Raw genomic sequence first — 23,224 nt, 5'->3', positions numbered from 1 at the left:
ACCACGCCCCCTTTTTGAGTCCACGGAATGTTAGCGCTACCTTTTTGATCGGAGGCGGTTTCGATGGGTCTGGTTGCAGGGATCGATGCAGGGACGCAGAGCCTGAAGGTGCTGGTCTATGACCCGCGGAAGCAGGCGGTGGTGGCCTCGGCCAGCGCGCCGCTCGCGCTGGACAGCGGTGCCGATGGCAGCCGTGAACAGGCGCCTGCCGACTGGGTATCGGCCCTGCGTGACTGCTTTGCCCGGATCGATCCCTCGCTGCGCGCGCGCATCGTCGCACTGGCGGTATCGGGCCAGCAGCATGGGTTCGTGCCGGTCGATGCTGCTGGCGAGGTACTGGCAACGGCCAAGCTGTGGTGCGACACCAGCACCTCGGCCGAATGCATCCAGATCATGGACGCCGTGGGCGGGTTCCAACGAACCATCGCGCTGGCGGGCAACCCGATCCTGGCCGGCTACACGGCCTCCAAGCTGCCCTGGACCCGGATCCACCGTGCCGACGCCTATGCGCGGCTGGCGACCATCCTGCTGCCACACGACTACCTGAATTTCGTGTTGACCGGGCAGCGGTTCTGCGAGCTTGGCGATGCGTCCGGCACCGGCTGGCTGGACGTGCGCACGCGCACCTGGTCGCAGGAACTGCTGCGCGCCACCGATCCTGATCGTGATCTTGCTGCCTGCCTGCCGCCGGTCGCTGCGCCCGATGCCCTGTTCGATATCGCGCCGGAGGCTGCGGCCGCGCTCGGGCTTGCAGCGGCGGTGAAGGTGGCCGTTGGTGGCGGCGACAACATGATGGCGGCGATCGGCACCGGCTGCGTCACGGAAGGGCGGCTGGCGATGAGCCTGGGAACCTCCGGAACGCTGTTTGCGTATTCCGGCTCGCCGGTGATCGATCCGGATGGCGCGTGGGCGGCGTTCTGCTCGTCCACGGGGGGCTGGCTGCCGCTGATCTGCACCATGAACTGCACCGTGGCCACCGAACGCGTGGCCAGCGCCTTCGGTTTCAGCACCCGCGACGGCGACGCGCATCTTCGCGCAACGCCGCCGGGGGCAGGGGGCCTGGTGATGCTGCCGTTCCTCAATGGCGAACGTACCCCTGACCTGCCACTCGGCAAGGGGGTGCTGGCTGGCCTGGATATCGCCAATTTCACCCCGGCGCATCTCTACCGCGCCGCCATGGAGGGCGCGACCTACAGCCTGAAGTACGGCTACGACGCCTTCGTCCGCGCGGGCATGCAGTTCGATCGCATCGTGCTCACCGGCGGCGGCAGCAACAGCGCTGCCTGGCGTCAGCTGGTGGCCGATGTATTCGGCCTGCCGGTGGAGGTTCCGGTGCAGGCCGAGGGTGCGGCGTTTGGAGCGGCGCTGCAGGCGCTGTGGGCGCTCGCCCGGGCGCAGGGCAACGCCACTTCGATCAGCGACATCACCGCACGCCACGTCACCGTCGATCCCGCGCGCTCCGCACGCCCGGATCCGGACCGCAGCGATGCCTATGCACGGGCCTACGCACGCTTCCTCAGCCATCTTGATGCCATCACGCCGCTGCAGCGCGGCTGATGGCTCCTCCACGACACCCCGTACAACGACAGGAGCACGCACCATGAGCACGCAGCCCTTCATCGGCGCCAAGGAATACTTCCCCGGCGTCGGCCGCATCCCGTTCGAGGGCAAGGGCTCGGACAATCCGCTTGCCTTCAAGGTCTACGATGCCAGCCGGGTCATCGGTGGCAAGACCATGCAGGAGCATCTGCGCTTCGCCGTGTGCTACTGGCACACCTTCTGCAATGCCGGGCACGATCCGTTCGGCCCCGGCACCCGGCAGTTCCCGTGGGAGGCATCGTCGCCACTGGCCACGGCAGAAGCAAAGGTGGACGCAGCGTTCGAGTTCTTCACCAAGCTGGGCGTGCCGTACTGGTGCTTCCACGATATCGACCTGGCGCCGGATGCCGACGACATCGGCCAGTACCAGAAGAACCTCTCGCATATGGTGGGCCTGGCCAAGGCACGCCAGGAGGCCACTGGCGTCAAGCTGCTGTGGGGCACGGCCAACCTGTTCTCGCACCCGCGCTACATGAACGGCGCATCGACCAATCCCGACTTCGCGGTGGTCGCGCGTGCAGCCGTGCAGGTCAAGGCCGCCCTGGAGGCCACGGTCGAACTCGGTGGCGAGCACTACGTGTTCTGGGGCGGGCGCGAAGGCTATGCGTCGCTGGCCAATACCCAGATGAAGCGGGAGATCGAGCATTTCGCGCGCTTCCTGACCATGGCACGCGACTATGGCCGCAGCATCGGGCTGAAGGGCAACTTCCTGATCGAGCCCAAGCCGATGGAGCCGATGAAGCATCAGTACGACTTCGACAGTGCCACGGTGGTGGGCTTCCTGAAGGAACACGGGCTGGACAAGGACTTCAAGCTCAACATCGAGGCCAACCACGCCACGTTGTCCGGCCATACCTTCGAGCACGACCTGCAGGTCGCGTCCGATCATGGCCTGCTCGGCAGCATCGATGCCAACCGCGGCAACGCACAGAACGGCTGGGACACCGACCAGTTCCCCAGCGATCTGTACGACACCGTGGGCGCAATGCTGGTCGTGCTGCGCCAGGGCGGCCTGGAGGGCGGGTTGAACTTCGATGCGAAGGTGCGCCGTGAGTCGACCGACCTGGAGGATCTGTTCATTGCCCATATCGGCGGCATGGATGCGTTCGCACGCGGGCTGGAGGTTGCCCATGCACTGCTGACCGAGTCGCCGTGGGAACAATGGCGTGCGCAACGCTACGCCAGCTTCGATTCCGGCGGCGGCCAGGATTTCGAGCGTGGCACGCTCAGCCTGCCGGACCTGGCGGCACTGGCCGCCCGCCTCGGCGAACCGCGCCAGGCCAGCGGCAAGCAGGAGCGTTACGAAAACCTGCTCAACCAGTACCTGCTGCGCTGAGCGCGGCAACGGTGCACTCAAGGGGACGGGGATGAACCAGGCAGCAGGCAGCGGTGAGAACACGCGGCTGATCGTACTGATCAGCGTGGTGGCGACGATTGGCGGTTTTCTGTTCGGCTTCGACAGCGGCGTGATCAATGGCACCCAGGATGGCCTGCACCAGGCGTTCCGGTCCGGCGAGTGGATGCAGGGCTTCGAGATCGCGTCGATGCTGTTGGGCTGTGCGGTGGGCGCGTTCAGTGCAGGCCGGCTGGCCGACCGCCTGGGCCGTCGCAACGTGTTGATCCTGTCGGCAGTGATGTTCCTGCTGTCGGCACTCGGTGCCGGGGCGGCGGTCTCCTCGGGTTGGTTCATTGCGGCGCGGGTGGTGGGTGGATTCGCGGTCGGCGCAGCCAGCGTGATCTCGCCGGCCTACATTGCCGAGGTCGCTCCGGCCCGTTACCGCGGCCGCCTGGCTACCGTGCAGCAGATCGCGATCATCACCGGCCTCACTGCCGCTTTCCTGTCCAACTACCTGCTGGCGGCCGCAGCGGGCGCGTCGACCGAACCGCTGTGGGGCGGGCAGGCCGCCTGGCGCTGGATGTTCTGGATGCAGGCCGCGCCATCACTGGTGTTCCTGCTGCTGTTGCTGACCATTCCGGAGAGCCCGCGCTACCTGGTGGTGAAACGGCGCAAGGACGACGCCCTGCGGGTGCTGACCCGGCTGCTGGGCAGCGACAAGGCCAGGGCCACGCTCGAGGAGATCGATGCCTCGCTGTCCAACGACCATCATCGCCCGCGCCTGTCCGATCTGAAGAGCCGGGCGACCGGGCGGATCCGCCCGATTGTGTGGGTCGGCGTTGGGCTGGCCTGCTTCCAGCAGCTGGTCGGCATCAACGTGGTGTTCTATTACGGCGCGGTGCTGTGGCAGGCAGTCGGCTTTTCCGAGAACGACGCGCTGCTGATCAACGTGCTGTCCGGCGCACTGAGCATCGGTGCCTGCGTGGTCACCGTGCTGCTGATCGACCGGATCGGCCGCAAACCCCTGCTGTGGTTCGGCTCGGCCGGGATGTCGCTGTCGCTTGCACTGGTGGTGGTGGCGTTTGCCAGCGGTTCGCTGGCCGACGGGCATCTGCAGCTGCCCGGCCGCATGGGCACGCTTGCACTGGTGGCGGCCAATGCCTATGTCGTGTTCTTCAATCTGTCCTGGGGACCGGTGATGTGGGTGATGCTCGGCGAGATGTTCCCGAACCAGATCCGCGGTTCGGCACTGGCAGTCGCCGGCGCGGCGCAGTGGACCTCCAACTTCGTGGTCACGGTGATGTTCCCGATGCTGCTGGCCGCGGCAGGGCTGGCGGCCACCTACGGCATCTACCTGGTGGCTGCCGTGATCTCGGTGATCTTCGTCGTCCGGAATGTGCACGAGACCAAGGGCAAGGAACTGGAGCAGATGGAAGGATGAGCGCCATGACATCGCAGACCTTCGTAATCCGCAGCGGCGCGCTGGTCGCCGCACTGATGCTGGGATTGCTCGGCTGCCGCGGCCAGGACCGGGCTGCCGCCGCAGCAGCCACCGACAAAGATCCCTGGCCGGAGGTCACCTGGCCGCTGGCTGCGGACCCGGCGCTGGAGAAGCGCATCACCGACCTGATGGCCGGCATGACGGTGGAAGACAAGGTTGGCCAGCTGGTGCAGGGCGACATCGCCAGCGTCACTCCAGATGATGTGCGCCGCTACCGGCTCGGCTCGATCCTGGCCGGAGGCAACTCCGATCCCGGTGGCCGCTATGACGCGTCGCCGGCCGAATGGCTGGCGCTGGCCGACGCCTTCTACGACGCCTCGATGGACACCTCGAAAGGCGGCAAGGCCATTCCGCTGCTGTTCGGCATCGATGCCGTGCACGGGCAGAGCAACATCATTGGCGCCACGTTGTTCCCGCACAATATCGGGCTGGGCGCCACGCGCAATCCGGAGCTGCTGCGGCAGATCGGTGGCATCACCGCGCTGGAGACCCGCGTCACCGGCATGGAATGGACGTTCGCGCCGACCGTTGCCGTACCCCAGGACGATCGCTGGGGACGCACCTACGAAGGCTACTCCGAATCGCCGGACGTGGTGGCCAGCTATGCCGCCGCCATGGTGGAGGGGCTGCAGGGCAGGGTGGGAACCCCGGAGTTCCTCGATGGCCGCCATGTGATCGCCTCGGTGAAGCACTTCCTGGGCGATGGGGGCACCACTGACGGCAAGGACCAGGGCGACACCCGCATCAGCGAGTCAGATCTGGTGCGCATCCACGCCGCCGGATATCCGCCGGCAATCGCCGCCGGCGCGCAGACCGCGATGGCGTCATTCAACAGTGTCAACGGCGAGAAGATGCATGGGCACCGGCATTACCTCACCGATGTGCTCAAGGGCCGCATGAACTTCGGTGGCTTCGTGGTGGGTGACTGGAATGGTCATGGACAGGTCAAGGGCTGCACCACCACAGACTGCCCGGCCACGATCAACGCGGGCCTGGACATGGCGATGGCCTCGGACAGCTGGAAGGGTTTCTACGAGACGACGCTGGCTGCGGTGAAAGATGGGCGGATCACGCCGCAACGCCTGGACGATGCGGTGCGCCGGATCCTGCGGGTCAAGTTCCGCCTTGGGCTGTTCGAGGCCGGCAGGCCATCCACGCGGGCCGTCGGCGGGCAGTTCGCACTGATCGGCGCGCCGGCGCATCGCGCGGTGGCCCGGCAGGCCGTGCGTGAATCGCTGGTCCTGCTGAAGAACCAGAACGGCCTCCTGCCGCTGTCGCCGAAGCAGCGGATCCTCGTGGCCGGCGACGGTGCCGACGATGTCGGCAAGCAGGCCGGCGGCTGGACGCTCAACTGGCAGGGCACCGGCACCACCCGCAAGGACTTCCCCAATGCGGACACGATCTACGAGGGCATCGCGCGCCAGGCCAGGGCGGCCGGTGGTGAAGCCGTGCTTGCCGTCGATGGTCGCTATGCAGTGAAGCCCGAGGTCGCGGTGGTGGTGTTTGGCGAGGACCCCTATGCCGAGTTCCAGGGAGACCGGCCGACGCTGGCCTACAAGCCCGGCAACGAAACGGACCTGGCGCTGCTCAAGCGGCTCAAGGCCGATGGCATACCGGTTGTCGCGGTCTTCCTGAGCGGGCGGCCGCTCTGGGTGAACCGGGAAATCAATGCCGCCGATGCCTTCGTAGCTGCGTGGCTGCCGGGTTCGGAAGGCGCCGGGATTGCCGATGTGCTGCTTCGCGGAAGCGATGGACGCGTGCAGCACGATTTCAAGGGCAAGCTCAGTTTCAGCTGGCCGCGCACTGCCACCCAGTACGCCAACAACGTCGGCCAGAAGGACTACGATCCGTTGTTTGCGCTCGGCTACGGCCTGACCTACGCCGATAACGGCGACCTGGCCGCGCTGCCGGAGGCATCGGGCGTGACCGCCAACGAAGGCGCGACCGGCGTGTTCTTTGCGCGCGGCGACGCAGGTCCTGGCATGGCGCTGCGGCTCGAGGATGCTGCTGGCCAGGGCCTGAGCGTGACCCGCGTGCCGGACGCATTGCCTGATGATCGGCTGAAGATCACCGGCGTGGATCATCTGGCGCAGGAGGATGGACGACGCCTGGCCTGGTCGGGCAATGGCGAGGCCGTCGCGGCACTGCAGTCGCACACGGCGCTGGACCTGCGGCGCGAATCCAACGGCGACCTGATGCTGCTGACCACGCTGCGGGTGGACGCAGCCCCGAAGGGTGAGGCGTGGCTGTCGGTCGGTTGCGGCGTGGGCTGCTCGGCGCGCATCGCCATCGGGCCGGCGCTGGCGGCGCTTCCACAGGGCCAGTGGAAGCGTGTCGGCGTGCCGCTGAAGTGCCTGGCCAAGGCGGGTGCAAAGCTGGACGCGATCGACCGACCGTGGTCGGTGGCGACGGGCGATGCGATGACGATCTCCGTGTCACGCGTCGCGCTGGGCGCACTGAACGAAGCCGAGGTCACCCTCGGATGCGGAGCATGATGCCTGCGCTACCGCCGCCGGGGCGGGGCGGCGACCGAATCGCGTGCGATCAGCCGATGCGGCATCACATGATCGCGCAGCACCGTTGCGTCCGCCGCCGGACGGCGGATGGTGCGCAGCAGGATGTCGACGGCCGCGTTGGCCATCGAGGCGATGGGCTGGTGGATCGTGGTCAGTTCCGGCCACACGGTGGTGGCGGCCGAGGTGTCATCGAAACCCACGACCGACAGGTCGCGCGGCACTTCCAGCCCGCGCCGGTGCGCGACGGAGATGGCGGCGGCGCCCATGTCGTCGTTGCTGGCGAAAATCGCGGTCGGTGGGCGGCGTTGGGACAACAGCTTTTCGGCGGCAGCCAGGCCGGATCGGTAGGTGTAGTCACCATGCTGGACCAGGCCAGGCTCCACCGCCAGCCCGGCCTCGCGCAGGGCGGTGACGAAGCCGTCGTAGCGGAGCGCACTTGCGCTCAGGTCATCGCGCCCACGGATGAAACCGATGCGGGTGTGTCCCTGCCGGAGCAGGTGATCGGTCATTTCCTTGCCGGCACTGAAATCGTCGATGCGGACGCAGGACAGGGCCTCGCTCAGGCGACCCGATGCGATGGCCACCACTGGAATGCCAGCCTTGACCAGTTCGCTTACGGCGGCCTGCGATTCGCACAGGGGCGGCGGCAGGATCACCCCGTCGACGCGTCCGGCGAGCGCACGCGCCGCCTTGCGTTCGGATTCGGCATCCAGGTTGTCCCAGTAGTCGATGACCAGCTGGATGGCGGAACTGGAGGCGACGCGCAGCAGGCCCACCAGCAGTTCGCGCAGGTAGGCGCCGCTGGGGTTGGTGTAGATCAGCGCAATGCGCGTGTGCTGTGCAGCGGCCAGCGAACTGGCGGCAAGATTGGGCGTATAGCCCAGCTCGCGCACAGCGCGCAGCACGCGCTCGCGGGTGACATCACGCACCTTGCCCTGGTTGATCACCCGCGACACGGTCATCGGCGAAACGCCGGCAAGGGCCGCAACCTCGTCGATCGTCACGCCTGCGGTTCTGCGGCGAACCGATTTCTTCGGCTTGTCCAATGCACGATCCCTTTGTTCTTGGTGGCGCTGCCGCGCGGGTGCGAAGGACGATGATGCGCCGCCCCGGGCCCGGACGTAGTCTACAAAAGCGCATGTTAACGCCGTTGTTGCGTACTGTCGGCACGCGCCTGTGCGCCGTGCTCGCACTGCTGGCCTGTGCTGGCGGGGCACGGGCGGAGGATGGCTACGGGCTGTGGATGCGCTACCAGCCGGTTGCCGCAACGGTTGCTGCCGATTACCGGCGGCAACTGGCCGAAGTGGTGGCCCCGGATCGCACGCCGATGCAGCGCGCCACCCGCGACGAGCTTGCGCGCAGCCTCCCTGGATTGCTCAGAGCGGCGCCGCCAATGCGAACGGCAATCACTACTGACCATGCCCTGGTGCTGGGTACGCCGCAGTCTTCGGCGCTGGTTGCCGCGTTCGGCAACGAGATCGCGACGTTGGGCGACGAGGGCTTCCTGATCCGGCAGGTCCGGACCGAGGGGCGCGATGTGCTGCTGGTGGCGGCACGCCGGGATGTCGGCGTGCTGTATGGCACGTTCCACCTGCTGCGCCTGTTGCAGCGTGGCATGCCGCTGCAGGGGCTGAACGTGCGGGAGTCGCCGCGGGTCGCACTGCGTGTGCTCGACCATTGGGACAACCTGGACCGCTACGTCGAGCGTGGCTATGCGGGCAGCTCGCTGTGGGACTGGCAGACGTTGCCGCAATGGCGTGACCCGCGCTACACCGACTACGCCCGTGCCAACGCTTCGCTCGGCATCAACGGCACCGTCCTCAACAACGTCAACGCCAGTGCGCTGAGCCTGTCGCCGGCCTATCTGGCCAAGGCCGCCGCGCTGGCCGACCTGTTCCGCCCCTATGGCATCCGGGTCTACCTGAGCGCACGCTTCAGTGCGCCCATCGAGCTCGGCGGCCTGGCGACGGCTGACCCGTTGGATCCCGGCGTGCGGCGCTGGTGGCGCGACAAGGTCGATGAGATCCATGCGCACATACCGGATTTCGGCGGCTTCCTGGTCAAGGCGAACTCGGAGGGCCAACCCGGCCCGCAGGATTACGGTCGTTCCCATGCCGACGGCGCCAACCTGCTGGCCGACGCGCTGGCGCCCTACAACGGCGTGGTGATGTGGCGGGCCTTCGTGTATTCGCACGAGGTCCCCGAAGATCGCGCCAAGCAGGCGTACAGCGAGTTTGTCGGGCTGGACGGCGCCTTCCGGCCCAACGTGATCGTGCAGGTGAAGAACGGCCCCATCGACTTCCAGCCGCGCGAGCCGTTCCATCCGCTGTTCGGCGCGATGCCGCGCACGCCGCTGATGATGGAGCTGCAGATCACCAAGGAGTACCTGGGTTTTGCGACGCACCTGGTGTACCTGGGAACGCTCTACGAAGAAGTGCTGCAGGCCGACACCCATGCCCGTGGCGAAGGCTCCACGGTTGCCCGCGTGGTCGATGGTTCGCTGGAGGGCCACGCACTCACCGGTATCGCCGGCGTCGCCAACATCGGCATGGACCGTACCTGGAGTGGCTCGCACTTCGACCAGGCCAACTGGTACGCCTTCGGCCGACTGGCCTGGAACCCGCAGCAATCCGCGCGCGCGATTGCCGAAGACTGGGCAGCGCTGACGTTCTCGCCCGACCCGCAGGTGACCGGCCCGATCGTGCGGATGATGTTGGACTCGCGCGAGGCGGCAGTGGATTACATGACGCCGCTGGGCCTGCATCACCTCATGGCACGCGGCCATCACTACGGCCCCGGCCCCTGGGTGGACGGCGGCCCGCGTGCGGACTGGACGTCGGTCTACTACCACCGCGCAGATAGCCAGGGCATCGGTTTTGATCGCAGCGCCGGCGGAAGCAACGCCGTAGGCCAGTACGCCCCGCAGGTCGCCGAGATCTATGGCGACCCCGAGCGCGTGCCCGAGTCACTGCTGCTGTGGTTCCATCATGTGCCGTGGGACCGCCGCATGCGCTCGGGCCGGACGCTCTGGGACGAACTGGTCGGGCGCTATTCGCGCGGCGTGCGCCAGGTGCAGTCGATGCAGGCGACCTGGGCCGGCCTGCGCGACCGGATCGATCCGCAGCGGCATGGGTACGTCGCGGCGTTCCTGCAGATCCAGCACGACGAAGCGCAATGGTGGCGTGACGCCAGCGTGGCGTACTTCCAGTCGCTCAGTGGCCGGCCACTGCCCGCCGGCGAGCGGCCGCCGCCGCATCCGTTGTCGTACTACCAGGCCTTGCAGTTTCCGTTCGCACCGGGGGATGGCCGATGAGCAGGTTCGGAGCGGTCGGGTGTGCGCTGTTGATGATGGCTGCGGTAGTGGTGGCGATGCCGGCCTCGGCGCGGGAAGTGGCGGGCCTGCTGCATCCCCTGTTCAGGGATCACGCCGTCCTGCAGCGTGACCGGCCCATTGTGGTCTGGGGGCACGCAGGCCCTCGGCAGGCGGTTTCCGTGACGTTTGCCGGGAAGGCGGTAAGCACCCGGGCGGACGCCGCAGGCGGCTGGCAGGCGACGCTGCCCCCGGTGGCCGCGGGCGGTCCGCATACGCTGGAGGTAAACGCCGGGACACGTTGGGAGATGGCGCGCGACGTGCTGGTCGGCGACGTGTGGCTGTGCTCGGGCCAGTCGAACATGGAACTGCCGGTGTGGCGCTCGCTCAACGCAGCCAGCGAGATCGCCGCAGCCACGATGCCACGGATCCGGCTGTTCACCGTGCCGCAGCACGCCGCCGTGCAGGCACAGGAGAGCTTCAACGGCAGCACTGCCTGGACATCGGCAACGCCTGATACGGTGCGCGATTTCTCCGCCACCTGCTTCTACTTCGCGCGCGAACTGCAGCGCACCGTCGACGTGCCGATGGGGCTGATCGAGGCGGCGTGGGGCGGCTCGCGGATCGAGGCCTGGACCAGCGTGGGTGCACTGCGAGAGCAGGGCGGCCTGGACGAGCCCCTCGATATCCTCGCGCGGTCTGCGCGTGATCCGCTGGAGGCACGCGCAGCCTGGGGCCGCTACTGGCAGCACTGGTGGGGCATGCGTGACGGCGCGCTGCCCGGCGACGCACCTTGGCGCGCGGACACCGATGACGGCGGCTGGTCACGCGCACCGGCCGCGCTGGGGGCGTGGGAGCGGTGGAACGTGCCCGCGCTTGCCGATTACAACGGCATGGTCTGGTATCGCACGCAGGTGGTGCTGAGCGCTGAACAGGCTGCACGCGGCGCGACCCTGGAGCTGGCATCGGCGGACGAGGCGGACGTGAGCTGGGTGAACGGCGTCTCTGTGGGCAGCCAGTACGGCTCCGGCCAGAGGCGCTACCCGTTGCCCGGCGGCCTGCTGAAGGCAGGGTCCAACAGCATTGCGGTCAACGTGCTGGACACCTACGGTGAAGGCGGCCTGGCTGGCCCCGCCACGGCATACGGCCTGCAGTTCGACAACGGTGAGCGGGTGGCACTGCAGGGTCCGTGGAAGTACCGGGTGGCGCCGGGCCAACAGGCGCCGCCATTTGCCCCCTGGCAGGCCGCCACCGGGTTGTCGACGCTGTACAACGGAATGATCGCACCGCTCGGCGCTTTCGGGCTGCGCGGCATGCTGTGGTACCAGGGTGAATCGAACACCGGTGATGGCGCGGCGTACGCGGCGCGGTTGCGTGCGCTGCGCGACGATTGGCGGCGTCAGTTCGGTGAGCGCACGCCACTGCTGTTCGCGCAGCTGGCCAGCTATGGCCAGCCACCGGTTTCGCCCGCCGACAGCGGTTGGGCGCAGGTGCGCGAGGCGCAGCGGCGCGTCGCCGCCGAGGATGAGCAGAGCGGGCTCGCCATCGCCATCGACATCGGCGATGCCTACGACATCCACCCACCGAACAAGCAGGAGCTCGGGCGCCGCCTGGCGCGCGTGGCCCGCCACGTGGTGTACGGCGAGCAGGGTCTGGCACCGTCAGGTCCGCGGGCGGTCACCGCCGTGCGGACGCCCATGGGCGTCGCCATTGCGTTCGAGGATGTCGAAGGCGCGCTCACCGCAAGCGGTGCGCTGCGTCCGATCGGCTTTGAACTGTGCGAGGCCAGGGGCCATGCGCGCCACTGCGAGTACGCCGACGCCGAACTGGATGCACGCCGGATCCTGCTGCGAGGCCCGCTGTCGACGCGCGCAACGCATGTTCGCTACTGCTGGGCCGATGGCCCGGTGTGCACGCTGCGCGATCGCAGCGGGGCGCCGGCCGGCCCGTTCGAACTTCCCATTGCCGAAGCCGAGGCCCGACGATGATGACGTTGTCCACGCAGTCCCCTGTGGCCCGCGACAGGGCCGGCCTGAGATCCATGGCGCGCCAGCTGCTGGCGGCAGTGTTCCTGCTGTCGGCCGCAGCCGCCCGGGCCAGCGCGCCGCCGGACGCTCCGCCAGTGTACTTCGACTGGTTCGAGTACCGCGGCAATGACCAGGCGTTTGAAGTGCCGCTGCCGGCCGGGCACTACCGCAATCCGGTCCTGGCCGGCTTCCATGCCGATCCCAGCATCGTGCGCGCGAACGGCCGGTTCTATCTGGTCAATTCCAGCTTCACCTACTTCCCGGGCATTCCGGTGTTCGAGAGTGCTGACCTGGTGCACTGGAAGCAGATCGGCAACGTGATTGACCGCCCCACGCAGCTGGATTTCGACGGGCTGAGCGTGTCGCGCGGCATCTTCGCCCCCACCATCGAGTACCACGACGGGGTCTTCTACGTGGTGACCACGGCCACCGACAGTGGCGGCAACTTCATTGCCACGGCGCGCGACCCGGCCGGGCCATGGTCCGATCCGCACTGGCTGCCTGGCATCGATGGCATCGATCCATCACTGTTTTTCGACGACGACGGCAAGGTGTACCTGATCAACAACGATGCATCGCCCGGTCCGCCGCGCTACGACGGGCACCGCGCCATCTGGATGCAGCAGATCGATCTGCCGGCATTCAAGCCGGTCGGGCCACGCCGGGTGCTGGTTGATGGAGGCGTGGAGCCGGCGAAGAATCCGATCTGGATCGAGGGACCGCACATCTACAAGCGGGAGGGCTGGTATTACCTGTCCGACGCTGAAGGAGGTACCGGGCCGCAGCATTCACAGGTGGTGCTGCGCAGCCGCGCGGTGTGGGGACCCTACGTTCCCTATGCGGGCAATCCGATCCTGACCCAGCGCGAGCTGCCGGACGACCGTCCGCTGCCGATCACCAATGCCGGCCACGCCGACCTGGTCGAAGGCCCGGATGGCTCGTGGTGGGCGGTGTTTCTGGCCAGCCGCAACTATCAGACGCGCCACTACAACACCGGACGCGAGACCTACCTGTTGCCGGTGCGATGGCAGGATGGCTGGCCGCAGATCCTGCCGACCGACCAGGCCATTCCCTACGTGGCCAAGGCGCCGTCATGGATGCAGGGCGAGGCATCGCAGGCCCCGTCGACCGGCAATTTCGTGGCGCGCGACAATTTTGATGGCCCAGCGCTCGATCGCCAGTGGCTGCGCGTGCGCGTGCCCAAGCATGCCTGGGCTGACCTGCACAAGCGCCCCGGGATGCTGGCCGTGCACCCGCTTGCCGAGGATCTGGACACGTTGCGCAATCCGGCATTTCTCGGCCGGCGCCAGCAGCATCTGCGCTTCGAGGCGAGCACCGCGATGACCCCGCCAGCCCCTGGTGTCGCCGCCGGTCTGGCGGCGTTCCAGAGCGAGGCGTACTGGTACTTCCTCGGCGTTCGTGACCTTGGCGGGGGGCGCCTCTCGCTCTTTCTCGAAGCGCGTGACGGGGGTGGCAGCACGCGGACGCTGGCCAGCCATGACGTGCCGGCGTCTGCAGCACTGCGCCTGAAGATTGCCGGCAACGAGGGCGACTACGCGTTCTCGTTCGACACCGGCGACGGGCAGGGCTGGCAACTGCTCGCGGGCGACGTGGACGGCACCGTTCTGAGTACGGACCGGGCAGGCGGCTTCGTGGGCGCACTGCTGGGTCCCTTCGCGCGCGACGAGCGCACCGGGAGAAGCAAATGAGACTGTCGATTTCATCCAAGGCCCGCCGCCGTACGTGGCGTGGCCGGGCCACCCTGTTCGTCCTCACCTGCGTGGCGGCCGCGGCGTCCGCGTCCGCGGCCGCGCCACGGCCCTGGCTGGATGCCTCTACAAGCTTCGAGCAACGGGCCGCCGCACTCGTCGCGCAGATGACCCTGGAAGAGAAGGCCGCGCAGATGCAGAATGCTGCACCGGCAATCGAACGGCTGGGAGTGCCCGCCTACGACTGGTGGAATGAGGGGTTGCATGGCGTCGCACGGGCGGGACAGGCCACGGTGTTTCCGCAGGCAATCGGCCTGGCCGCGACCTTCGATGTACCGTTGATGGGGCAGGTGGCCACGACCATCAGCGACGAGGCCCGCGCAAAGCACCACCAGTTCCTCCGAGAAGGCGCGCATGGCCGTTACCGGGGCCTGACCTTCTGGTCGCCGAACGTCAACATCTTCCGCGACCCGCGCTGGGGTCGCGGACAGGAGACCTACGGCGAGGATCCCTACCTCACCGCTCGCATGGGCGTGGCCTTCGTACGCGGCCTGCAGGGCGACGACCCCGTCTACCGCAAGCTGGACGCCACCGCCAAGCATCTGGCCGTGCACAGCGGCCCGGAGGCTGACCGCCATCACTTCGATGCACGCCCGAGCCGGCGCGACCTGTATGACACCTACCTGCCGGCGTTCGAAGCGCTGGTGAAGGAAGGCGAAGTGGATGCGGTCATGGGCGCCTACAACCGCGTGTACGGCGAGTCCGCCAGTGCCAGCCGTTTCCTGCTGCGTGATGTGCTGCGACGCGACTGGGGTTTCAAGGGCTACGTGGTCTCGGACTGCTGGGCCATCGTCGATATCTGGAAGCACCACCATATCGTCGGCACGCGCGAAGCCGCCGCGGCGCTGGCGGTCAGGAACGGCACCGAGCTGGAATGCGGCCAGGAGTACGCCACGCTGCCTGCGGCAGTGCGCCAAGGGCTGATCAGCGAAGCGGAGATCGACGATGCGGTGACCCGCCTGTTCACCGCTCGGATGCGCCTGGGCATGTTCGATCCGCCGGAGCGGGTGCGCTGGGCGCGCATTCCGGCCTCGGTGAACCAGGCGCCGGCCCATGATGCGCTTGCCCTGAAGGCCGCGCAGGCATCGCTGGTGTTGCTGAAGAACGACGGCGTCCTGCCGCTGTCGCGCGACACCAGGCGCATTGCCGTGGTTGGACCCACCGCCGACGACACCATGGCGCTGCTCGGCAACTACTTCGGTACACCGGCCGCGCCGGTCACCATCCTGCAGGGCATACGCGAGGCGGCCAAGGGCGTTGAAGTGCGTTATGCCCGCGGCGTGGACCTGGTGGAAGGGCGCGACGATCCCGGTGCCACGCCGTTGATCGAGCCGACCTTCCTGCGGCCCTCGGCGGACTCGCCCGAGCGCGGCCTGCGCGGCGAGTACTTCCGCACGCCCAACCTGTCTGGCACTCCGGCCCTGGTACGTACCGACGCGCAGATCGGCTTCCGCTGGGACCGCGGCTCGCCGACCGACAACCTGCTGGCACGCGGCGAAGCGGCACCGGGGCAGGGGATTCCCAACGACCGCTTCAGCATCCGCTGGAGTGGCCAGCTGCTGCCCCCCGTGTCCGGTCGTTACCGGCTCGAGGTGGCCGGCGATGATGGCTACCGCCTGTACCTGGACGGCAAGCGTGTGATCGATCACTGGGGGAACACGGATCGCCTGCATGCCGAGGGTATCGAACTCGACCTGCAGGCGGGGCGTGCCTATGCGCTGACACTGGAGTACTACGACGACCAGCGCGATGCCGGCGTGCGCCTGGGCTGGCGCATGCCCGGCGCCAAGGCGCCGTTCGATGAAGCGCTCGACGCCGCACGCGATGCCGACGTGGTGGTGTTTGTCGGAGGCCTTACCGGCGATGTCGAAGGCGAGGAGATGACCGTCAACTATCCGGGTTTCGCCGGTGGCGACCGTACCGACCTGCGGTTGCCCGCGCCGCAGCGCACCCTGCTGGAGGCCCTGCACGCTACCGGCAAGCCGGTGGTGATGGTACTCACCGGCGGCTCGGCCATCGCCGTGGACTGGGCGCAGGCGCATCTGCCGGCGATCCTGATGAGCTGGTACCCCGGGCAGCGCGGCGGCACCGCCGTCGGCCAGGCGCTGTTCGGCGACATCAATCCGGCGGGTCGCTTGCCGGTCACCTTCTACAAGGCCGGCGAAGTGATGCCGGCATTCAACGACTACGCCATGGAGGGCCGCACCTACCGCTACTTCCGCGGCACGCCGCTGTACCCGTTTGGTCACGGGCTCTCGTACACGCGCTTCGATTTTGGAGCGCTCCGCCTCGATGCGGACACCATCGGCGCCGATGGCCGCCTGGGCGTGACGGTGGATGTGACCAATGCGGGCACACGCAGCGGTGACGAAGTGGTACAGCTGTACGTGCGGCGCGAACACGCCGGCAGCGGCGATGCCGTGCAGGAACTGCGTGGCTTCCAGCGCGTCCAGCTGGCCCCGGGCGAACGCCGCACGGTGACGTTCACCCTGCAGGCGGCGCAGGCCCTGCGCCACTATGACGAGGCGCGTGCGGCGTACGCGGTGCAGCCCGGTGCCTACGAGGTCAGGGTGGGGGCATCCAGTGCCGATATACGTGCGCAGGGCAGGTTCACCGTGGTGCCCGCGCATGACTGATCGCCCTCGTTGGCATCGGTTCCTCTTCGACCAGATTCCTTTTCAAGGACGTCCGCTGCATGGCAAGCACTGAACACGCGCTATCGGTACGCGAGAAGCTCGGCTACAGCCTGGGCGATCTCGCCGCCAACCTGATCTTCCAGACCCTGATCACCTACCTGGCGTTCTTCTACACCGACGTCTACCGCCTGCCGGCTGCCACCGCGGCCACGATCATCTTCGTGGTGGGCCTGCTGGGTGCGTTCGTGTTCACGCCGTTGATCGGCATTGCGGCGGACCGAACGTCCACCCGCTGGGGCCGCTTCCGCCCGTGGATCCTGTGGACGGCCATCCCCTTTGGCGTACTGTCCCTGCTGGCGTTCAGCACCCCGGACCTGGGCGAGCGCGGAAAGGTGATCTATGCACTGACCACCTACGCGCTGCTGGTCTGCGTCTACGCCGCGAACAACCTGCCGTACTCCGCGTTGAGCGGCGTGCTGACCGGCAGCATGGCCCAGCGCAACAGCCTGTCGGCCTACCGCTTCGTGGCGGTGATGATCGCGCAGTTCATCATCCAGGTGCTGCTGATGCCGCTGGTGCTGATCCTGGGTGACGGCGACCGGGTGCGCGGCTTCGAACAGGTCATGACCGCCTTCGCAGTGATCGGCACGGTGTTCTTCCTGATCACCTTCGCCACCACCCGCGAGCGCATCGTGCCGACGCGCGAGCAGACCGGCGGCATAGTGCAGGACCTGTCCGACCTGCTGCACAACCGCCCGTGGCAGGTGATGCTGGCGCTGACCGTGCTGGTGTTCATCAACCTGGCGTTGAAAGGCGGCACCTACATCTATTACTTCCAGTACTACATGAGCGAAGCGGCGCTGGCCGGCTTCCTGGAAAACTCAGGCTTCAACGGCCTGATCCGTGCATTGAATGGCGCCCTCGCCAGCGCCGGCTTCGCGGCGTTCACCTGGCCGAAGGACGCGGCCACCTCGGCGTTCAGCCTGTTCAACGCGTGCGGCATCCTCTGCATGATCCTGGGTATTGGTGCATCACGGCGGCTGGCGGATCGCTTCGGCAAGCGCGATGTCTTCGGTGGCGCCCTGTTTGTCTCGACCCTGTTCCTGCTGGCCTTCTACTTGTTCCCGCCCACGGCGGTGGCGGTGGCGTTCGCAGCCTTCATGCTGCATGGCTTCTGCTATGGCATCACCATCCCGCTGCTGTGGGCGATGATCGCGGACGTCGCGGACTACTCCGAGTGGAAGAACCATCGCCGGGCCACTGCGATCATCTTCTCGGCGATGCTGTGCGGCCTGAAGATCGGCCTCAGCGTGGGCGGCGCACTGGTCGCCGCGATCCTTGCCCACTACGGCTACCAGGCAGGCCTGGTGCAGCAGCCTGAGGCCGTGGTGCAGGGCATCCGCTTGACCGTAAGCGTCTACTGCTCCCTTCCTTTCCTGCTCGCCGTGGCGCTGCTGTTCTTCTACCGGATCGACAAGCGCGCGGAAACACGCATCGAGCGGGATCTCCACCTGCGTCGCCGTTCCGCCGACGCCTCCGCGTAACGCCAAGATGACAACCATGATCGACCTCTCTGCCGGTGAAGACGGCCAGGCCAGCGAAGCCCGTCTTGCACAGCTCAGCGCACACGCCATTTCGCAACCGCTGGTGACCCACATCTACACGGCCGACCCTTCGGCGCACGTGTTCGAGGGACGCCTGTACATCTATCCGTCGCACGACATCGACGGTGGCCAGCCCTTCGATGATGAAGGCGGCCATTTCGGCATGCAGGATTACCATGTGCTGAAGATGGATACGCCCAACGGCACCGCCGTCGATTGCGGCATGGCGTTGCACGTGCGCGACGTGCCCTGGGCGCGGAAACAGATGTGGGCCCCCGACGCTGCCTGCCGCGATGGCCGCTACTACCTCTACTTTCCGGCCAAGGACGCCGAGGGCCGGTTCCGCATCGGCGTGGCAATCGGTGCGCGACCGGAGGGCCCGTTCGTGCCCCAGCCGGAGCCGATCAAGGGCGCGTACTCGATCGACCCGGCCGTGTTCGAAGACGACGATGGCAGCCACTACCTGTACTTCGGTGGCATCTGGGGCGGGCAGCTGCAGAAGTATCGTGACAACCAGTACAGCGAAGCGCACGAGGAACCCGAGGGCAGCGCGCCGGCCCTGGGCCCGCGCGTGGGCCGCCTGGATGCCGGAATGACCGAGCTGGCCGAACCCACCCGCGAAGTGCAGATCCTGGATGAGCATGGCCAGCCGCTGCGTGCGGACGACCATGCGCGCCGCTTCTTCGAAGGCCCGTGGCTGCACAGGTACCAGGGTCGCTACTATCTGTCGTACTCCACTGGCAACACCCACCAGCTGTGCTACGCCGTGGGTGACAGTCCGTACGGGCCGTTCACCTATGCTGGCGTGATCCTCACCCCCGTGGTCGGCTGGACCACCCACCACTCCATCTGCCAGTTCGACGGACAGTGGTACCTGTTCTATCACGATGCACTGATGTCCGGCGGCATCACCCACCTGCGCTCGGCCAAGTGCACCCCGCTGCACATGGAGCCGGACGGAAGCATCCGCACGATCAATCCCTATGGGGCCTGAGCGCATGTTGCCGAGGGATGATGCGCTGGCCCCGCTGCCGGCCGGTAAGCTGCACTGGTTGAGGTGCGGCGAACTGGAGGTTGCGCTCGCCGCAGCGGCGGGCGGGCGCATCGCGCACCTGCGTTACCGGGGCGTGGAATGGCTGGTGGACGCGCAGGAGACCGGGGCGGCGGCGATCGCCTGGGGCTGCTACCCGATGGTGCCGTGGGCCGGGCGCATCCGCCGTGGACAGTTCCGTTTTGACGGCATGCCGCATCGGCTGCCGCTCAACTTCGACGGGCATGCCATCCATGGGGTGGGCTTCTCGCGACCCTGGCAGATCGACCGGCTGGATGCGGCCGCGGCCGAGGTGTCGCTGCAGCTGCCGCGCGACAGCTACTGGCCCTTCGGTGGCATTGCCATGCTGGAACTGCGGTTGCAGGGGCACACCCTGCAGATGCGCCTTTCGGTCCAGGCCGGCGAGCAGGCGATGCCGGCGGTGCTGGGCTGGCACCCCTGGTTCAGGAAGCCGGACCGGTTGCTGTTCAATCCTCGCGCGATGTATCCGCGGGACAGGGAAGGTATTGCCACGCTGCCCCACGTGGAGCCCACCACCGGCCCCTGGGATGACTGCTTCGTTGCCGACGGTGACATCACGCTGGTACGCGAAGGCCAACGCCTGCGGCTGAGGTCGGACCACGACCACTGGGTGGTCTACGACGCTGCGCCGCACGCCACCTGTGTCGAACCGCAGAGTGGCCCGCCGGACGGCTTCACGCTGGCACCGCACCGGCTGGAGCCTGGCCAGCGCCTCGCGTTGACGTTCGAACTGGCGTGGGTGGCGGACAGCAGCTGAAGCCCGGCCGGAGTGTCGGTACGCCGCCCGGACCGGTTGCGGACCCTGGTGCCTGACACGGGCAGCGCCTCACCACCACGTGCGATCTGCTACAGGTTCCAGTCAACCCGCATGCCCGCGATCAGTGCATTCGGCAGGTCCCGCTGCCGCGCAGGTTCGTTGAACTGGTCCGGATGCACGATGTAGTGCAGGTTCGGTGCAATCCTGAGCTGCGGGGTGAGCTGGATGCCATAGCTCAGCTCCATCATCACCTGGCTTCCGTGCGGGGTGCCGCTGCCGCCGGCGGCAGCGCGGGCCAGGCGGAGGTTCTCCAGCGCGATGCCGCTGTACTTCTGCCGGGTGACGACGAAGCCGATGCTGTCCTGCGGCCGGCCGGCGAACGTGCCTTTCTGCACAAGCCCGGCCTGCAGGAAGTGATCCTCGATCAGCTGGCCGGAGGTACCCTTGAGCGCCGCGCCGAAAAGGGTCAGGCCGCGGCCATTGCCATCGCCGGTAAGCTGCTGCTCGAAGCGCGCGAACGCACCGGAGCGACCGTGGCGTGCCGTGTACTCCTGGCCACTGAGCAGCGCGGGAATGCCGTTGGCATCGCGCAGCGGATCGCGATAGGTCGAGTTGTCCTGCCAGCCACCGAGTTCGTAGCGGGCTTTCAGTCGTGCCGAAGCAGGTCTGCGCCAGCCGATCGTGTAGGGCACGATCCAGCCGGTGGCCTGGTTCGTATTCCACTTCAGGCCATGCTGGCCATCCTCGGCCTGGCTCGGGTCGACCTGGTAGGCACCGATGCGCACGTAGACATCGGGCGTCACCCAGGCCGTGGCGTCGGCCATCCAGCTTGATACGGGCCACCAGGTGAAGTTGCTGGTGCGGAAAACGTAGGTCGGGTTGCCGCACGCCGAGTTGCCCTGGAAGTACTGGCACAGCTCCGACCCGAGGTGGTGGATGTTGGCGACGCTGCGACCGGCCTCCAGTACCAGCCGGTCATCCAGCAGTTTCTGCTCCAGGGTCAGGTTGGCCAGGCGCGTGCCCTGGCCGCCGTAGATTTCCTGCACCGAGGTGCTGTTGCCGGTGCTGCTGTTGGCGAGGTTGTTGCCGTGGCGATTGATGCCATAGGCCTTGATCGTTGCCCCCCGCCAGCCGAACGCAGCGTCGAGGTCAACATCGGCGCCGAACATCAGCTGGCCGGCGTAAGCGGTGCCGCTGCGCTTGCCACCATCGAGCGTGGCGGCCGCCTCGCCGGTGTAAGCCAGTTTGGGGGTGAGGACATCACTCGCGTTGGCAGCTACGGCCAGTGAGGGCAGGGCCAGCAGGATCGCTACCGGCACCAGGCGGCTGGAAGGGCAGGTCATGGGCGGGGTTCCTTTTACAGGGTGGGGGCCGTGACCGGCTTCTTGAGGATGCGCAGTGCAATCGCGGTGACCGCCACGCCGGCCAACAGCGCCAGCAGGTAGACACCAAGATGGGTGACCGCGTTCGGGATCGGCAGCACGAACACACCGCCGTGCGGCACCTTCAACTCGACGCCTGCGGCCATCGAGATCGCACCGGCCACGGCCGAGCCGAGGATCAGCGCAGGAATGGTGCGCAGCGGATCGCGTGCCGCGTAGGGAATAGCCCCCTCGGTCACGAAGCTCAGGCCGAGCACGCCGGCGGCACCGGCGGTGCCGCGCTCCTCGGCAGTGAAGCGGTTGCTGAACAACCACGTCGCCAGCGCGATGCCCAGCGGTGGCGTCATGCCGCCGATCATGGTCGCCGCCATCGGCGTGTACACCTGGCTGGAGATCAACGCGGTGGAGAAGGCGTAGGACGCCTTGTTGACCGGTCCACCCATGTCAACGGCCATCATGCCGCCCAGCAGCAAACCGAGCAGGATCGCGCTGCTGCCCTCCATGCCGCGCAGCCAGTCGGTCAGCCAGGCCAGCAGTGCGGCCACCGGCGTGCCGATCACGTACATCATCAGCAGGCCGACCAGCAGCGTGCCCAGCACCGGCAGGATCAGCACCGGCTTGAGGCCTTCCAGGCTGCGCGGCAGGCGCAGCGCACGGTTGATCCAGTGCACGCCATAGCCGGCGATGAAGCCCGCGAGGATGCCGCCGATGAAACCTGCGTCCATGTTGACCGCAACCAGCCCGCCGATCATGCCGGGCGCGATGCCGGGGCGGTCGGCGATGGAGTAGGCGATGTAGCCGGCCAGCGCCGGCACCATCAGCATGAAACCGGACTTGGCGCCGATCTGGAACAGCGACCAGGCCAGCGTCCCCTTGTGTGCGTCGTCGAAGGCATAGATGCCGCCGAGTGCGAACGCCAGGGCGATCAACAGGCCGCCGGCTGTCACGAAAGGCAGCATGAACGACACCCCGGTCATCAGGTGCTTGTAAGGGCCGGTGCTCTTGTTCTTTTCTGCGGTACGGCCCGAAGCCGCTGTCCCCGCGTGCACGCCGGCCTCGGCCAGCGCTTTGCGGATCAGGTTCTGGCCATCATTGATCGCCGGCTTGGTGCCGCTCTTGAACAGGCGCTTGCCAGCGAAGCGCGCCAGATCGACTTCGCGGTCGGCGGCGATCAGCACCACATCGGCGGCGGCGATTTCTTCATCGCTCAACGCATCCTGCGCGCCGACCGAGCCCTGTGTTTCCACCCGGATCGCATGGCCCAGCGCTTTGGCAGCCTGTTGCAGGCCTTCTGCCGCCATGAAGGTGTGAGCGATTCCGGTGGGGCAGGAGGTGACGGCAACGATGCGCTTGCCAGCCCCGGTGGCGGGGACACTGGCCGGCGCGGCTGCGAGCGGTGCAAGCGCGGCGACCGGATCGTCCAATACCTCGCCCAGGCTGGCATGCACGATCCGGGCATTGCCGAAGCGCGCGATGTCTGCCTCGCTATCGCCCACCAGCAGCAGTTGGGTCGCGGAGGCGGCGTCCGAGGCGGGCAGCGCGCCGGTCACGCCCTGGTCGCTGCGGATTTCGATCATCAGCTCAAGCCCGCGCTGGCGGGCCGCGCGACGCAGGGCCTCGGCGGCAAGTACCGCCTCGATGCTGCGTTCGCCAGCGGCGATGACTACGGTGGAAGCGTGCATGGGAACTCCTGGAATGCTTCGGGTTCGTTCCTG

General features: G+C 67.5%; 14 protein-coding genes. 11 read left to right on the top strand and 3 right to left on the bottom strand.

Annotation, left to right across the window (positions count from 1 at the left end):
- The first annotated feature begins 63 nt into the window (after positions 1-63).
- The 4 genes from xylB to ACZ75I_RS10105 are packed head-to-tail and all read left to right on the top strand — an operon-like array spanning position 64 to position 6,931.
- On the top strand, positions 64-1,557 hold the full coding sequence (gene xylB, locus ACZ75I_RS10120) for a xylulokinase (protein WP_472957792.1): 1,494 nt from the start codon (positions 64-66) through the stop codon (positions 1,555-1,557).
- 43 nt (positions 1,558-1,600) lie between these two features.
- Positions 1,601-2,935 carry a xylose isomerase gene (xylA, locus tag ACZ75I_RS10115; protein WP_346476083.1) on the top strand — a complete coding sequence of 445 codons (1,335 nt, stop codon included), beginning with the start codon at positions 1,601-1,603 and terminating at the stop codon, positions 2,933-2,935.
- Between the two features lie 31 nt (positions 2,936-2,966).
- Complete coding sequence (locus ACZ75I_RS10110; RefSeq protein WP_472957791.1) at positions 2,967-4,376, top strand: sugar porter family MFS transporter; 1,410 nt, start codon at positions 2,967-2,969, stop codon at positions 4,374-4,376.
- Entirely contained in the window at positions 4,373-6,931 is a 2,559-nt protein-coding gene (locus ACZ75I_RS10105; protein WP_472957790.1) for a glycoside hydrolase family 3 protein, read from the top strand. Before ACZ75I_RS10110 ends, ACZ75I_RS10105 begins: the two co-directional genes overlap by 4 nt.
- 8 nt (positions 6,932-6,939) lie before the next feature.
- Here ACZ75I_RS10105 and ACZ75I_RS10100 read toward each other — a convergent pair whose 3' ends face one another.
- Positions 6,940-7,998 (bottom strand): LacI family DNA-binding transcriptional regulator, encoded by a 1,059-nt coding sequence (locus ACZ75I_RS10100; RefSeq protein ID WP_032954175.1) that lies wholly within the window; start codon positions 7,996-7,998, stop codon positions 6,940-6,942.
- Between the two features lie 92 nt (positions 7,999-8,090).
- Between ACZ75I_RS10100 and ACZ75I_RS10095 the strand changes: the two genes are divergently transcribed.
- The 7 genes from ACZ75I_RS10095 to ACZ75I_RS10065 are packed head-to-tail and all read left to right on the top strand — an operon-like array spanning position 8,091 to position 20,127.
- Positions 8,091-10,265 (top strand): alpha-glucuronidase family glycosyl hydrolase, encoded by a 2,175-nt coding sequence (locus ACZ75I_RS10095; RefSeq protein WP_472957788.1) that lies wholly within the window; start codon positions 8,091-8,093, stop codon positions 10,263-10,265.
- Positions 10,266-10,297: 32 nt separating this feature from the next.
- On the top strand, positions 10,298-12,250 hold the full coding sequence (locus tag ACZ75I_RS10090; RefSeq protein WP_472959055.1) for a sialate O-acetylesterase: 1,953 nt from the start codon (positions 10,298-10,300) through the stop codon (positions 12,248-12,250).
- Between the two features lie 53 nt (positions 12,251-12,303).
- On the top strand, positions 12,304-13,998 hold the full coding sequence (locus ACZ75I_RS10085; RefSeq protein WP_472957786.1) for a glycoside hydrolase family 43 protein: 1,695 nt from the start codon (positions 12,304-12,306) through the stop codon (positions 13,996-13,998).
- Positions 13,995-16,694, top strand: a complete 2,700-nt coding sequence (locus tag ACZ75I_RS10080; protein ID WP_258009375.1) for a glycoside hydrolase family 3 protein — start codon at positions 13,995-13,997, stop codon at positions 16,692-16,694. The genes ACZ75I_RS10085 and ACZ75I_RS10080 overlap by 4 nt, the downstream gene beginning before the upstream one ends.
- A 59-nt stretch (positions 16,695-16,753) precedes the next feature.
- Positions 16,754-18,238, top strand: coding sequence for an MFS transporter (locus ACZ75I_RS10075; RefSeq protein WP_472957785.1), 1,485 nt, complete (start codon positions 16,754-16,756; stop codon positions 18,236-18,238).
- A 16-nt stretch (positions 18,239-18,254) separates the two neighbouring features.
- Positions 18,255-19,292, top strand: a complete 1,038-nt coding sequence (locus ACZ75I_RS10070) for a glycoside hydrolase family 43 protein (protein WP_180867813.1) — start codon at positions 18,255-18,257, stop codon at positions 19,290-19,292.
- Positions 19,282-20,127, top strand: coding sequence for an aldose epimerase family protein (locus ACZ75I_RS10065; RefSeq protein ID WP_180867816.1), 846 nt, complete (start codon positions 19,282-19,284; stop codon positions 20,125-20,127). Before ACZ75I_RS10070 ends, ACZ75I_RS10065 begins: the two co-directional genes overlap by 11 nt.
- Positions 20,128-20,216: 89 nt before the next feature.
- Here the strand turns inward: ACZ75I_RS10065 and ACZ75I_RS10060 are convergent, their stop codons facing one another.
- Positions 20,217-21,470, bottom strand: a complete 1,254-nt coding sequence (locus tag ACZ75I_RS10060; protein ID WP_346476090.1) for a carbohydrate porin — start codon at positions 21,468-21,470, stop codon at positions 20,217-20,219.
- Positions 21,471-21,484: 14 nt separating this feature from the next.
- Positions 21,485-23,191, bottom strand: coding sequence for a PTS fructose transporter subunit IIC (locus ACZ75I_RS10055; protein ID WP_180867820.1), 1,707 nt, complete (start codon positions 23,189-23,191; stop codon positions 21,485-21,487).
- Between the last annotated feature and the right edge of the window lie 33 nt (positions 23,192-23,224).

Source organism: Stenotrophomonas sp. X, from assembly GCF_055721025.1.
This window is presented reverse-complemented; position numbering and strand designations above follow the sequence as displayed.

Bases quoted from the DNA above. Each gene is read 5' to 3' on its own strand.
- ACZ75I_RS10105 (WP_472957790.1), top strand. From the start codon at position 4,373: ATGAGCGCCATGACATCGCAGACCTTCGTAATCCGCAGCGGCGCGCTG.
- ACZ75I_RS10055 (WP_180867820.1), bottom strand. From the start codon at position 23,191: ATGCACGCTTCCACCGTAGTCATCGCCGCTGGCGAACGCAGCATCGAG.
- ACZ75I_RS10090 (WP_472959055.1), top strand. From the start codon at position 10,298: ATGATGGCTGCGGTAGTGGTGGCGATGCCGGCCTCGGCGCGGGAAGTG.
- ACZ75I_RS10065 (WP_180867816.1), top strand. From the start codon at position 19,282: ATGGGGCCTGAGCGCATGTTGCCGAGGGATGATGCGCTGGCCCCGCTG.
- ACZ75I_RS10070 (WP_180867813.1), top strand. From the start codon at position 18,255: ATGATCGACCTCTCTGCCGGTGAAGACGGCCAGGCCAGCGAAGCCCGT.
- ACZ75I_RS10075 (WP_472957785.1), top strand. From the start codon at position 16,754: ATGGCAAGCACTGAACACGCGCTATCGGTACGCGAGAAGCTCGGCTAC.
- ACZ75I_RS10080 (WP_258009375.1), top strand. From the start codon at position 13,995: ATGAGACTGTCGATTTCATCCAAGGCCCGCCGCCGTACGTGGCGTGGC.
- xylB (WP_472957792.1), top strand. From the start codon at position 64: ATGGGTCTGGTTGCAGGGATCGATGCAGGGACGCAGAGCCTGAAGGTG.
- ACZ75I_RS10060 (WP_346476090.1), bottom strand. From the start codon at position 21,470: ATGACCTGCCCTTCCAGCCGCCTGGTGCCGGTAGCGATCCTGCTGGCC.
- ACZ75I_RS10085 (WP_472957786.1), top strand. From the start codon at position 12,304: ATGGCGCGCCAGCTGCTGGCGGCAGTGTTCCTGCTGTCGGCCGCAGCC.
- ACZ75I_RS10095 (WP_472957788.1), top strand. From the start codon at position 8,091: ATGTTAACGCCGTTGTTGCGTACTGTCGGCACGCGCCTGTGCGCCGTG.
- ACZ75I_RS10110 (WP_472957791.1), top strand. From the start codon at position 2,967: ATGAACCAGGCAGCAGGCAGCGGTGAGAACACGCGGCTGATCGTACTG.
- xylA (WP_346476083.1), top strand. From the start codon at position 1,601: ATGAGCACGCAGCCCTTCATCGGCGCCAAGGAATACTTCCCCGGCGTC.